The 12,354-nt window shown below is 70.3% G+C and carries 12 protein-coding genes; 2 read left to right on the top strand and 10 right to left on the bottom strand.

Annotation, left to right across the window (positions count from 1 at the left end; genetic code table 11):
- Window positions 1-3: 3 nt before the first annotated feature.
- The 5 genes from OG386_RS36195 to OG386_RS36175 form a co-directional block, all read right to left on the bottom strand.
- Complete coding sequence (locus OG386_RS36195; RefSeq protein WP_328791588.1) at window positions 4-789, bottom strand: SDR family NAD(P)-dependent oxidoreductase; 786 nt, start codon at window positions 787-789, stop codon at window positions 4-6.
- Window positions 790-910: 121 nt separating this feature from the next.
- Window positions 911-2,356, bottom strand: a complete 1,446-nt coding sequence (locus tag OG386_RS36190) for a DHA2 family efflux MFS transporter permease subunit (protein ID WP_328791587.1) — start codon at window positions 2,354-2,356, stop codon at window positions 911-913.
- 70 nt (window positions 2,357-2,426) lie between these two features.
- Window positions 2,427-3,398, bottom strand: a complete 972-nt coding sequence (locus OG386_RS36185) for a ParB/RepB/Spo0J family partition protein (protein WP_328791586.1) — start codon at window positions 3,396-3,398, stop codon at window positions 2,427-2,429.
- A gap of 203 nt (window positions 3,399-3,601) precedes the next feature.
- Window positions 3,602-4,507, bottom strand: a complete 906-nt coding sequence (galU, locus tag OG386_RS36180) for a UTP--glucose-1-phosphate uridylyltransferase GalU (RefSeq protein WP_328791585.1) — start codon at window positions 4,505-4,507, stop codon at window positions 3,602-3,604.
- 57 nt (window positions 4,508-4,564) lie between these two features.
- Window positions 4,565-5,170 (bottom strand): TetR/AcrR family transcriptional regulator, encoded by a 606-nt coding sequence (locus OG386_RS36175; protein WP_328791584.1) that lies wholly within the window; start codon window positions 5,168-5,170, stop codon window positions 4,565-4,567.
- Between the two features lie 312 nt (window positions 5,171-5,482).
- Between OG386_RS36175 and OG386_RS36170 the strand changes: the two genes are divergently transcribed.
- A complete protein-coding gene (locus tag OG386_RS36170) occupies window positions 5,483-6,679 on the top strand; it encodes an IS701 family transposase (protein WP_328791583.1) in 1,197 nt (398 codons plus the stop codon).
- A gap of 138 nt (window positions 6,680-6,817) precedes the next feature.
- Here OG386_RS36170 and OG386_RS36165 read toward each other — a convergent pair whose 3' ends face one another.
- The 3 genes from OG386_RS36165 to OG386_RS36155 form a co-directional block, all read right to left on the bottom strand.
- Complete coding sequence (locus OG386_RS36165; RefSeq protein ID WP_328791582.1) at window positions 6,818-8,185, bottom strand: phosphomannomutase/phosphoglucomutase; 1,368 nt, start codon at window positions 8,183-8,185, stop codon at window positions 6,818-6,820.
- A 105-nt stretch (window positions 8,186-8,290) separates the two neighbouring features.
- The gene (locus OG386_RS36160) at window positions 8,291-9,247 is read right to left on the bottom strand and encodes an NAD-dependent epimerase/dehydratase family protein (RefSeq protein ID WP_328791581.1); all 957 of its coding nucleotides are present in this window, start codon (window positions 9,245-9,247) and stop codon (window positions 8,291-8,293) included.
- A complete protein-coding gene (locus OG386_RS36155) occupies window positions 9,244-9,969 on the bottom strand; it encodes a ScbR family autoregulator-binding transcription factor (protein ID WP_328791580.1) in 726 nt (241 codons plus the stop codon). Before OG386_RS36155 ends, OG386_RS36160 begins: the two co-directional genes overlap by 4 nt.
- A 102-nt stretch (window positions 9,970-10,071) precedes the next feature.
- Between OG386_RS36155 and OG386_RS36150 the strand changes: the two genes are divergently transcribed.
- Window positions 10,072-11,043 (top strand): ScbA/BarX family gamma-butyrolactone biosynthesis protein, encoded by a 972-nt coding sequence (locus OG386_RS36150; protein ID WP_328791579.1) that lies wholly within the window; start codon window positions 10,072-10,074, stop codon window positions 11,041-11,043.
- 213 nt (window positions 11,044-11,256) lie between these two features.
- Here OG386_RS36150 and OG386_RS36145 read toward each other — a convergent pair whose 3' ends face one another.
- Both OG386_RS36145 and OG386_RS36140 read right to left on the bottom strand, forming a co-directional pair.
- On the bottom strand, window positions 11,257-11,613 hold the full coding sequence (locus tag OG386_RS36145) for a zinc ribbon domain-containing protein YjdM (RefSeq protein ID WP_323185223.1): 357 nt from the start codon (window positions 11,611-11,613) through the stop codon (window positions 11,257-11,259).
- Between the two features lie 23 nt (window positions 11,614-11,636).
- Window positions 11,637-12,311: a TetR/AcrR family transcriptional regulator gene (locus OG386_RS36140; protein ID WP_328791578.1), complete on the bottom strand. Its 675-nt coding sequence runs from the start codon at window positions 12,309-12,311 to the stop codon at window positions 11,637-11,639.
- Window positions 12,312-12,354 lie beyond the last annotated feature (43 nt).

Below are 12,354 nucleotides of genomic sequence, written 5' to 3'. Positions count from 1 at the left end.
CGGTCAGACCTGTCGCAGGGCGCCGCCGTCGACGCTCCACTCGGCGCCGGTGACCTGCCCCGCGAGGGGCGAGAGCAGGTACGCGATGACGCCGGCGACGTCGTCGGGGCTGCCGATGCGGCCGCTGGGGAGTCGGCGTACCTCGCGGATGAAGTGGTCGACGGCCTCGTCGGCCGGGAGGCCGAACCGTTCTCCGAGCTGCTCGGCGAACCCGCCGGGAGCGTCGAAGAGCGCGGTCCGGGTGGGCCCGGGCGAGACCACGTTGGAACGCACGCCGCGTACGCCGAACTCCGCGGCGAGGGACTTGGAGAGGGAGAGCAGCGCCGTCTTGGTGGCGGCGTAGTCGACGATGCCCGGGTCGGGGAAGCGGGCCGCCTCGCTCGCGATGTGTACGACGGCGCCCGCTCCGGTGTCCAGGAGCGCGGGGAGGGCCGCGCGGGTCATGCGGACGGTGGAGTGGAAGTTGACCTCGAAGGTGCTCTTCCACTGCTCGTCGGTCACGTCGAGGAAGCCGGTACGGGACTCCAGCGCGCCGACGTTGTTGACGAGGCCGTCGAGCCGGCCGTGGCGTTCGATGACCGTGTCGGCCACGTGGCGGGCGGCGTCGGGGTCGGTGAGGTCGGCGGCGACGGTGCTGACCCGGGCGCCGAGGGCTTCGGTGCTCCAGGGCTTGCGGGCGACGCCGACGACGGTGGCGCCTTCGGCGGCCAGGAGGCGGACGGTTGCCTCGCCGATTCCGGACGACGCGCCGGTCACGAGGTACACGCGGTCTTCGATACGGAGGTCCATCACGTTCCTTGAGAAGAGGAGACCTTGGGGAGGGAGACCTTGGGGAGGGGGCGCCCCGGCACGGTCGGGGGAAGGGGACCGTGCCGGGGGCGCCTCTGAGGGGGAGGGTCGGTCAGGGGGCTCAGCCGGCGGCGGCGAGGTCCTTCGCGGCCTTGTTCCGGAGGAAGAGGACGGTGGTGACGGTGCCGACCAGGACGATCGCGGTGTTCACGATGACCGCGGTCGTGATCCCCGCATGAATGTCCGTGTTGGCCGCAGCGATCGCCGACATGATCGGCGTACCCATCGTGATACCGACCTGCTGCGTCATCGTCGCCAGACCCGTCGCCATACCCTGCTCGTGATCCGGCAGACCCGTCGTCGCCGTCACCATGAACCCGACGATCACCAACATGTTGCCCACACCACCCGCGAACGTCGCGACGAGGAGGAGCCACATGCTCGACGAAGTCTCACCCAACGCGATCAGGCTCAGCGTCGCGACCGCCTGCAACACACCACCGATGATCAGCGTCGACCGTGTTCCCACCGCACCGATCACCCGCGGAGCGATCGAACCACCGATCACCGTGCCGATACCCAACACACCGAACGACAGACCCGCCGTCAGCGGCGAGAAGTCCAGCACCTCCTGGAGGTACAGCGTCATCAGGAAGACCAGGCTGGTCTCGGTGAGGAACGCGATCAGACCCGCGATGTTGCCCCACGCGACCGTCTTCTTCTTCAACACCGAAACCGGCACCAGCGGAGCCGAGCTCCTCGACTCGATGGCGTAGAAGACCACCAGCAGCACCACACCCGCGGCCAGCCAACCCAACGCTGACGGCGCACCCCAACCGTGCTCACCCGCCTGCGTCAACCCGTAGATCAACGCCAACAGACCCAACGTCACAGCCGTAGCACCCGGCAGATCCAACTTCGGACGCACCGACGGACGCGACTCCTTGATCACCGCCGGAGCAATGAACAACACCGCCAACGCCACGGGAACGTTGATGAAGAACGCCCACCGCCACGACAACAGATCCGTCAGGACACCACCCAGGATCGCGCCCGTCGTGAACCCCGCCGACATCAGAGCACCGTTCAGGCCGAGGGCCTTCTCACGGAGCGGACCCTCAGGGAACGACGTGGTGAGCAGGGACAGACCGGCCGGCGTCACCGCGGCGGTCGCCAGCCCCTGGAACACGCGCGCCGCGATCAACATCTCCGGCGACGTCGCCAGGCCGCCCACGAGCGAGGACAGGCCCAGCACCGCCAGACCCACCAGGAACAACCGACGACGCCCGAACAGGTCAGCCACCCTGCCGAACAACAGCGTGAAACCAGCAGCACACAACGCGAACGACGTCGCGATCCACTGCAGATTCGACAACGAGAAACCCAGCCCGTCACCGATCACCGGCAACGCCACGTTCAGAATCGAGAAATCAACCGCCAGCATGAACTGCGCCACCAGCAGCACCACCAACACCAACTTCAAACGCCCGTCCAAACGAACGGGCCCCTCGGCTCCTCCCCCCTCCCCTGAACCCGCGTCAACACGCGCTCCCTCGACAACCGACATCGCCATACGTCCTTTCGATCACAACTGGGGCCTTCCGACGCGAAGGCCGGTACTCGCCGGGGAAGCCGGCTCAGGCAGGGGTGTGCGCCGAGGCACGGCGCCGTAGTTCTTCGGACAGTTCCTGCCAGTCCCGTGCGCACTGGGCGGCCGCGTCGGCCGCCGTCTCCACGCGGTACGGGGGTATTGCGGCGACGATCCGCTCCCACTGGCGCAGTCCGCTCACCTGGAGGTCGAGCATGCGGAGCAGGAGCCTGCCCGCATCGCTCAGCCTGAGCAGGGGGTCCTTGCACAGGCTGGTGACCAGTGCGGGCAGTGGCTGCCCCCGGACCCGGGCGGGAACCGGAGGTGGTGCGGGGGCCGGGGTGCTGCCGGAGCGCCGCTGGGCCGCCGGTACGGGATCCGCGCCCGCTCCGATCCGGCGCCGTACGTCCCGCACGGTCGAGGGCGCGATGCCCGCCTCCCGCGCGATCTGCCGCAGCGACGCGGTGGGATGTCCGGCCAGCAGCCGGGCCGCGGCCTCCCGGCCGCGGACCGGGTCGGCCGGCCGGACGCGGCCGTCCTGGCCGACGCGGCCCGGCGGGGCGGGTCCCGGAACCTCACGGCGTCGTAGCGCCCCGACGGTCTTGCCCACCAGCCCGGTCCGCCGCGCGATGCCGCGGTCGGACCAGTCGGGGTGGGACCGCAGGATCCGTAACGCCGCAGCGGTCCGTTCCGCGTGGGTCAGCGGGAGCCCGTGACTGATGTTGGCCTCGACCGAGAGCACGAACGCGTCCTCGGCGCTGCCGTCGAAGTACGTCACCGGCACCGTGTCCTGCCCGCGCAGTACGGCGGCTCGCAACCGGTGCGTGCCGTCGATGATCCGCATGGTGGGGCGGTGCACGAGCAGCGGCGGCAGCGTCCGGCCGGAGTGCGCGAGGGCCTGTGCATGGCTCTCGTCCACCTGGACGGCGCGGGGGGAATCCGCGGCGAGCAGTGCGCCGACCGGCACCTCGGCCGCGACGTCGGGGGGCTGCGTCGCGTGCCGCGGGTTCGGCTCGTCCATGAAGTTCACCTCCTTCCGTGCACTCGGTGCTTCGGGTGCCGCTCCGTCCGGCGGGGCGGCGACCCCGGGGAAGAAATTACGTAATTACCGTTCGGTAACCAATCGGGGAGCCGAACCCCGTTGAGATCTGGGCAAGTTGACGCAGGAGTGCCTGGTGGGGTGGGCGACCGCGGAAGTTCCCCGGTCGCCCACCGGGCGGTCTTTCAGACCCCCACGAGCTCTTCGGCGCGCACGAACTCCCTGAGCCAGGACAGGAATTCGGGCCCCAGGTCCGCGCGCTCGCAAGCGAGCCTGACCGTTGCGCGCAGGTACTCAGCGCGGTCTCCGGTGTCGTAGCGCCGGCCGGAGAAGACCACGCCGTGCACGGGGCGTCCGGCTTGGACCAGCGTGCGCAGCGCGTCCGTGAGCTGGATCTCGCCGCCGCGCCCCGGGGCGGTGTTCCGCAGGACCTCGAAGATCTCGGGGTCGAGGAGGTAGCGGCCGATGACGGCCAGGTTGCTGGGCGCGGTACCGGGCTCCGGCTTCTCCACCAGCTCGGTGATGCGCACGCCGTCACCGCCGGCCGACCGATCCACCGCGGCGCATCCGTACTGGTGGATCGCCTGCGGATCCACCTCCATGAGGGCCACGACGCTGCCGCCGAGCCGCTCGCGCACCTCGGCCATGCGGGCGAGCAGGGGGTCGCGGGGGTCGATCAGGTCGTCGGCCAGGAGGACGGCGAAGGGCTCCCGGCCGACGTGGGGCGCGGCGCACAGGACGGCGTGCCCGAGACCCTTGGGGTCCCGCTGGCGCACGTAGTGGATGTCGGCGAGTTCGGTGGAGGCGCAGACACTCCTGAGTTTGTCCTGATCACCCCGCCGCTGGAGGGCCTCCTCCAGCTCGTAGTTGCGGTCGAAGTGGTCTTCCAGCGGCCGCTTGTTGCGGCCGGTGACCATGAGGATGTCGGACATCCCCGCCGCGACGGCCTCTTCCACCACGTACTGGATGGCCGGCTTGTCGACCACCGGCAGCATTTCCTTCGGGGTGGCCTTGGTCAGCGGGAGGAATCGCGTGCCGAGTCCCGCGGCGGGGATCACTGCTTTGGTTATCCGGTGAGGTGTGGAATTCATGCCGCCGACGCTAGGGGGCAGCGCACTCCACTGGCTTGAATTACCCCGCTTTTCTTCCTACTTGGGCATTTCCGGGTCCGTCTGGGCCACGATGCCCCGCCGGATGAGCCGCCACAGTTCCCTGAGCTCGCCGGTCACGGCGCCGGGGCGCTCGCTCCGGCCCCGGCGCACCCGGGTGACGACACCACCCACCAGGTGCGCCGTCAGCAGGGTGACCGGGCACGGGTCGACCTCGGGGTCCAGCTGGCCCTGCTCGGCGGCCCGTTCGAGCAGCTCCTTGACGTCAGGGAGCCAGCAGCCGCACCAATCGGGTCCGGCGCCCACCCGCTCCTGGGTCAGCCGCGCCGCGGCGCGCACGGCCGCGTCCGTCTCGATCAGCCGGCCGAGGGCGAGGACGAGCGCGGAAACGGTGTCCAGCGCCGGGCCGCCACGGGCCGTCACCCCCTCGACCACCCTGCGGGTGGCCGCGCGTCCCGAATCCTCGACGGCAGAAGCCAACTCCCCCTTCGCTGCGAAATGAAAGGTGAGCGCTCCGATCGAAATTCCGGCGGAGCGGCTCAGCCGGGAAAGGGAGGTCCCGTCGTACCCATTGCGGTCGAATTCAACGGCGGCCACCGAGATCAGATGATTACGGGTGCGTACGCCGCGCTCTTGCTTCACCACTGCGCTATCACTGCCATCCAGGTCGTTCCTCACTCGCCATTGCGCCCCGCACGGAGATGGCGACCTCCAGCGTCGCCCCGGCGCCGACCGCCGACAACGCCGACTTGACGAAGAAGCGCCCATGCCCGGCCTCCCGGAGGACGGCCCTGCACGACTGCGGCACGACTGCGGCACGGGCGCCGCAGGCCTCCGGATCCAACGTGCCTAAGTCGTGGGCGGGACGCCATAGGTTCGCTAGAAAAAAAACGAACGTTCTGTATTCTATGAGTAGTAGACGGCGCACGCCGACGTCCGCAGTGGAGGGGGAGACAGATGACGACACGGACAAGGACCAGAGCCCTGGCTGCCGGTGACACCGCCCTGGCCGACTTCACGGAACGCCTCTTCGGTCACTTACCGAGAGCCGACCAGCGGCGCTGGGCCCGGGTCTACCTACAGGGACTGCTCACCACCCCGGGGAAGAAGTCCGTACGCAGGCTCGCGGCGTCCGTCACCGAGTCGCCCACCGCCTCCCAGTCCCTCCAGCAGTTCATCAACGCGAGCCCCTGGGACTGGAATCCGGCCCGCACCGAACTGCTCCGGTGGGTGGAGGAACGGCATCCCGTGCGGGCCTGGGCGATCGGGCAGGTGTGCTTCCCCAAACGCGGTGAGCACTCGGTCGGCGTGCACCGCCGCTTCGACCCCGCCGCCGGACGCATCGTCAACTGCCAGTTGGGCTTCTGCCTCTTCCTTTCCCTGGACGGCATGAACGTGCCCGTCGACTGGCGGCTGGCCCTTCCCGAGGCCTGGGTGACGGATCCCGTCCTGCGCCGCCGGGCACGCATCTCCCCCGAGGTCGTCCACCAGGCTCCGGAGGCCCTCGTACTGGAGCTCGTCGACTGGATCGCCTCCCGTACCTCGTCGGCGCATCCCCCCGTGGTCGCCGACCTGAGCCGCCTCGGCGGCGGCGCCGCCGCGCTGATCGGCGTGCTCAGCCGCCGCGGGCACGACTTCCTGGTGTCCGTACCGCCCGCCCTCACGGTCCGCGCCGCCGTCCCGGCACAGGGCGGCGATCGCGCGCGCACACCCGGGCGCGGCGGGACCACCGCGGGCGACATCGCCCGGCTGGGCAACACCAGCCACCCGTACAGCACGCCGCTCGCCGGCCCCGACGTGCGTCCGCAGCGCCAGCGCATCCACTCGGCGCTGGTCCGGTTGCCGGAGGGGGAATCGGCAGGGCGCGGGGCGCAGCAGATCTACCGGCTGTTCGGCGAACGGCGGCCGGACCGGCGGGGCGGCGGACCCGTCTGGCTCACCAACATGAACCGCCACCGGATGGACGACCTGCTGCACCTGGTGCGACGGTCGGCCCGGTCCGGCGCGGTGCTCGGCTCGCTGGCCGACGAGTTCGGGCTCCTCGACTTCGAGGGGCGGTCCTTCCCGGGCTGGCACCATCACATGACGCTGATGTCAGCGGCGTACGCGTACGCGGTGCGGTGTGGTGAGGCGGGGGTCGGGCGGTCCGCCTGAGCGGCGTGGGTTCGGAGGAACCCGGCTCCGCCGGGCACCGGGCTCCGCCCGGACCCTCCCCCAGCTACCGCTGGGAGGTGCCCCCTGCTCAAACGCCGGCGGGGCTGGGTCGGGCGGAGCCCGGCCTGAAACGGCGGGTCAGGCGCGGATGAGGGCCAGGGCCTCGTCGCGGACCTTGGCCAGCGTGGCCTCGTCACGGGCCTCGACGTTCAGCCGCAGCAACGGCTCGGTGTTGGAGGCACGCACGTTGAACCACCAGTCCTGGGCGGTCACCGTCAGACCGTCCAGCTCGTCCAACGTGACGCCCTCGGTGTCGCCGTAGGTCGCCTTCACCGCCGCCAGACGGGCCGCCTGGTCCGCAACCGTGGAGTTGATCTCCCCCGAGCCCGCGTAACGGTCGTAGGAGGCCACCAACGCCGACAACGGACCGTCCTGACCACCCAACGCCGCCAACACGTGCAACGCAGCCAACATGCCCGTGTCCGCGTTCCAGAAGTCCTTGAAGTAGTAGTGCGCCGAGTGCTCACCACCGAAGATCGCACCCGTCTTCGCCATCTCCTCCTTGATGAAGGAGTGACCGACACGAGTGCGGACCGGCGTCCCGCCGTTCTCGCGAACGACCTCGGGAACCGACCAAGAGGTGATCAGGTTGTGGATCACGGTGCCGGCGCCACCGTTGCGGGCCAGCTCGCGCGCCGCAACCAACGCAGTGATCGCCGACGGCGACACACCAATGCCCTGCTCGTCCACGATGAAGCAACGGTCCGCGTCACCGTCGAACGCGATACCCAGATCCGCACCCTCCGCCAACACCCGCGCCTGCAAGTCCACGATGTTCTTCGGATCCAGCGGGTTCGCCTCGTGGTTCGGGAACGTCCCGTCCAACTCGAAGTACATCGGCACCACGTCCAACGGCAGACCCTCGAACACCGTCGGAACCGTGTGGCCACCCATCCCGTTGCCCGCGTCCACGACCACCTTCAACGGACGGATCGACGACAGGTCCACCAAACCCTTGAGGTGGGCGGCGTAACCGATGAGCGTGTCCTGCTCCGTGACCGTTCCGGAGACGGTGCCTTCGGGGATCACGGGAGCACCCTCGTCCGACCACTTCTCCACCAGCTCACGGATCTGCGACAAACCCGTGTCCTGACCCACCGGAGCCGCACCCGCACGACAGAGCTTGATGCCGTTGTACTGCGCCGGATTGTGGGAGGCCGTGAACATCGCACCCGGCAGGTCCAGCGAACCCGACGCGTAGTACAGCTGGTCCGTCGAACACAGACCGATCAGCGTGACGTCCACACCCCGCGCCGCCGCACCCCGCGCGAACGCGGCCGACAAACCCGGCGACGACGGACGCATGTCATGACCGATCACGATCGCCCCAGCGCCCACGACCTCGACGAACGCGGCACCGAACAGCTCGGCCAGGGACTCGTCCCACTCGTCCGGCACGACGCCACGCACGTCATACGCCTTGACGATGTTCGAAAGATCGGACATTTCCACTCCTTCAGGGGTGACCGGCTGTGCTGCGGACGCTACCCGCCGCCCTGCTCGACACAGCCCGCCCACGCCCGATCCCACTGAGGCTTTGGCAGATCGCCGTCACCCCGGGGCGATCCCGCCCCTCTCCCGGTACCACTGGGCCGCCGGGCCGATCCGGCTCAGCGGGCCGGGCCCCGGTTCGATCCCGGCGCGCTCCCATGCCTCGTCGGCGCGGTACCAGTGATCACCGGCAAGCAAAGTGAACTGACGCTCGCTCACCCATCCCGGGGTCTCGGCCAGGGTGTCCAGACACCTGCGCCACGACCAGTCGACGTCGGGCCGCGCCGGCAGCACGCGGTGCTCGGCCAGGACGTCCATGAGGTCCCGGTTGCGCACCGGCTCGGGGTGGTGGGCGTGCAGGACACCCGTGGCGTCGGCCGCGGCGCCGCCACCGAGCGCGAGCGCCACGATGAGCCGCGCCAGGTCGTCGACGTCGACGAAGGAGGCGAGCCCGGCTCCCGCGCCCCAGCGTGCCGGTACCCGCCGGAAGGAGTCGACGAGGGCCGGTACGGCCCACCGGTCGCCCCGCCCCAGCACGAGCCCCGCGCGCAGGACCAGTCCCCCCGCGTCGAGCACCGGCCCCTCCCCCGCCAGTCGGCTGCCGCTGGCCGCCGATACCGGGGCGGGCACCAACTCGCCCACGTCCAGCCCCCGGTGCGGGCCCGGACCGTAGACCGCGCAGGTGGACAGGTGGATGATCCGCCCCACTCCGGCCCGCCGGGCCTCGGCCACCAGGGCCGCGGTTCCGGCGGAGTTGACCGCGGTGCACCGGTCGGCGTCCGGTCCGACGTAGGAGGCCAGGGACAACAGGACGTCCGCGCCGTCGCACACCCCGCGCAGGGACGGTCCGTCCGCCAGGTCCGCGCCCACCCACTGCGCTCCGGATAAGGCCGTGTGGGCCTGCGTGCGGGACACCGCACGGACCACGGCCTGCTCGTCCCGCCCGGTCAGTCGGCGCAGCACCGCCGACCCCACGAAGCCCGTCGCGCCGGTGACGACGACACGAGGGGTACTCACGCCCGCTTCCCCGATGCCGACTTCGACCTGGGCTCCGGCTTCGCTTCCGGCTCCGGCTTCGACTCCGGCTCCGGCTCCGTCTCCGGCTTCGGCTCCGTCGGCGGCAGCGACAGGCGCAGTCCGCCCCGGATGTCGTCGGCGGCCACCGCGGGCAGCAGGTAGCGCCACAAGGAAGCTATCCGCTGCGGCAGGTCGGCCCGGCCGGTGGACGCCTGGGAGAAGAGCTGCGCCCCGGTGAAGGAGCTGACCAGCACCCAGGCCAGTTCGTGGTCGTCGACGTCCGGCTGGAGTTCGCCCTTCGCCCGGGCGAAGCGCAGCTGCTGACGGAACTCCAGCACCCAGGCTTGGTAGGCGACGTCGTCGCGCAGGCCGAACTCCCCCTGTTCCACGGCCAGTCGCACGCCTGCGCGGAGCACCGGATTGTGCTGGAGCTGCTCGGCGAGGTAGAGCGTGATGTCCATCAGGTGCTGCAGGCCGTCCTCGCCGGCGGGGAACTCCAGGCCGTCGCCCTGGCCGACCATGACGGCGTAGGCGAGCTCCTCCTTGGAGCTGAAGTGGAAGTACATCCCGCCCTGGGTGACGTCCGCCCGCTTCATGATCTTGCTGATGCTGGCGCCGCTGAAGCCGAACTCGTCGAAGACCTCGGCCGCGGCGCGCAGGATGGCCGCTTTGGTCTGAACTGCCCTGAGTTGGGGGGCGCGTTGTTGCTTTCGTTCTGACATGGGCACCTAACTAATCTCGACAAAAAAAACGAACATCCTTTATTTTAGGACCTGCGCCGAACAAGCACCAGCTCATGTCCGACGTTCCAGGGGGGCTCAACCATGACTGTGTCTACTGATCACTCCGCCTCACCCGTCGCCGCGCTCAGCAGCGCCTTACCGCGGGAGTACGTACACAAGAGCGCACACTCGGAAGTCCTGCTCACCGGATGGCACACCGTCGCACCGGACGAGTTCGTCGTCACCGCCCAGTGGCCGCGCGCCCACAGCTTCTACACACCGGACGGGGGTCACCACGACCCCCTCCTCCTTGCCGAATCGGTCCGCCAGGCCATCCCGCTCCTCAGCCACGTCGCGTACGACGTCCCCTTCGGTCACCGCCAGATCTGGGACACGTTCAGCTACTCGACCAACGCCGACGCCCTCGCCGTCGGTTCGACCCCGGCCGACATCTCGCTGCACATCCGCTGCTCCGGCATCTCGCGCCGCGGCCGCAGACTCGCGGGTCTCACCATGCACGTGACGGCGACCCGCGGCGGAGAGTTCCTCGGCACCGCCGAGGCCGGATTCACCAATCAGCCCGAGGCCGTCTACCAGCGGCTGCGCGGCCGGAACGGGGACCTCGCCGATGTGGCCGCCCGCACGATCCCGCTTCCGCCGCCGCTGACTCCCCGCCGCGTGGGCCGCGACCGCTTCCACGACGTGGTCCTCTCCCCCACCAGCTCCACGCGGCGCGCCCAGCTCCGGGCCGACGTCAACCACCCGATCCTCTTCGACCACCCCGTCGACCACGCCCCGGGCATGCTGCTCCTGGAAGCCGTGCGCCAGGCCGCGTACCGCTCCGCCTACCCCCGGCGGGGAGTCCTGACCGATATGGAGATTCGTTTCTTCCGCTATGCGGAGCTGACCTCGGCCTGCTGGATCGAGACGCTCCCGAACACCGAAGAAGCGAGCGCGCCGAACCGCCATCCCGTACGCGTCATCGCCCGCCAGAACGACGAGGTGATCTTCGCCGCCACGGCGTCCATCGCCACCGCGACGACCGTCCCCCACCGCTTGTACGCCGCGCGCTGACCGGCCCGCCCCCCACCGGGGAAGCCTCCGGCGATCCCGTTGGCCCGTGAGCGCGCCGGCTCATGAGCCGCCCGCCGGATCGACTCCGCCCCTACGGAAGAACGACGAAGGCGCCTGATCGGGACCGTGCCCGACAGGCGCCTTCGTGCTCCGCCGACGGGCGGCTCGGCCGCGGCGGGCCCGGCCAGATCTCGCCCTGCCGGTCAGGTCAGGTCAGACCTTCCTGACCACGCTGGACTTCAGCTGCATCGGGCCGAATCCCTCGATCTTGCAGTCGATGTCATGGCCGTCGACGCCTTCCACCAGGCGGATGTTGCGCACCTTCGTGCCCGCCTTGATGCCGGACGGGCTGCCCTTGACCTTCAGGCCCTTGACCACCGTCACGGTGTCCCCGTCGGCCAGCACGTTGCCGACCGCGTCCTTGATCACCCGCTCCTCGGAGACACTGCCGGACTCACCGGGGGCGAGCGGCCACTCGTGCCCGCACTCGGGGCAGACCAGGAGCGCCCCCATCTCGTAGGCGTACGCGCCCGCACATTCGGGGCAGGGAGGCAGCGGGTTCTCAGTCACCCCGTCAGTATATTTCAGGGCCGTCACCGCAGGTCCGCGCCCCGATCGAGGGCCCGCAGCCCGTCCAGGAGCAGGGACAGCCCGAAGTCGAAGTGCGCCGCGAAGTCACCACGCGTGAGCGTGGGCAGCACGGCGGCGAGCTGCGGATACCGCTCGGGCTCGACCGCCAGGTACAGGCGCTCGGCATCCGCCACCCCGCCGGCCTGCGGCGGCCGGAGCGCGGCCTGTTCCTCCAGCGTGTGGCCGATGGTGAAGTGGGCGACCGCCATGAGCGCGCGCGCCGCGTCCTCCTCCCCGAAGCCGGCCGTGCGCAGCACCCCGACGACCGCTTCGGCGAAGCCGAGGGTGTGGGGCCCGGTCGCGTGCGTGCCCGCGTAGACGCGGGCGCCGTCGCGGCGGGCGAGCAGTGCCGTGCGCATGGCCCGGGCCAGGGCCGCCAGCCGTTCGCTCCAGTCGCCGTCGGTCCCGGCCGCCGCGAGGTCGGCCAGCATGCGTTCCGCCATCGCGGTCAGCAGCTCGTCCTTGGTGGCGAAGTACCGGTACAGCGCGCCGGCCTGGACGTCCATCGCATCGGCCAGGCGGCGCATCGTCAGCGCGTCGAGGCCGACTTCGTCCAGGAGGTCCAGGGCCGTGTCGACCGTCCGGTCGCGATCGAGTCGAGCCGGGCGGCCCCGGGCCGGGGTTGACGGGGAGCTCATGGACCTCACTATAGTGAACGCCGTTCACGTGAACGCTGTTCAC

This window comes from Streptomyces sp. NBC_00273, assembly GCF_036178145.1.
Taxonomy (GTDB): Bacteria; Actinomycetota; Actinomycetes; order Streptomycetales; family Streptomycetaceae; genus Streptomyces.
Note: the sequence above shows the minus strand (reverse complement) of the source record. Positions and strands in the feature narration are given on the sequence as shown.